Below are 427 nucleotides of genomic sequence, written 5' to 3'. Positions count from 1 at the left end.
TACAAGGATATGAATGGTACTTGCAAGTTTGAAGTTCCGGATTCATTGTACACGAAGCTGAAAAAGATAGTGGATGACTATGGTGTTACTCCGGCAGTTGCATTGATTAAAAGGTTTATCAACCTGTATGGCAATATTACAAAAGCAAAAGCCCAACGCTTACTTACCACAGTTACCAATTCATTGAAAAACGGTAAGGTTGACAAATCCGACAAGGAATTTGAACAGGTGAAAAACGTCCAAAAGCATTTACATGATTATTTGGAGAGTGATAAACTGCTTGTTACCAATGTTCAGTTAAAAGGGCTACAAGGCATTGCCGGATTGGGAAAGTAAATGCCACTACTTCCATGCCCAAAAGTAGTGGCTCACAAAACAGGGCATTCAATCCCGGCACCACAAGAACCGCAGTCATCGCATCCGACCA

General features: G+C 41.2%; 1 protein-coding gene. It reads left to right on the top strand.

The window, feature by feature from the left end; translation table 11 throughout:
• A partial coding sequence (locus J1N10_RS21100; RefSeq protein WP_262328696.1) for a hypothetical protein occupies positions 1-336 on the top strand: 336 nt, incomplete at its 5' end.
• Between the last annotated feature and the right edge of the window lie 91 nt (positions 337-427).

It is taken from the genome of Carboxylicivirga litoralis (genome assembly GCF_025499605.1).
GTDB classification, from domain to species: Bacteria; Bacteroidota; Bacteroidia; order Bacteroidales; family Marinilabiliaceae; genus Carboxylicivirga; species Carboxylicivirga litoralis.
The sequence above is the reverse complement of the archived record's forward strand: the minus strand, read 5'-3'. Positions and strand labels throughout refer to the sequence as shown.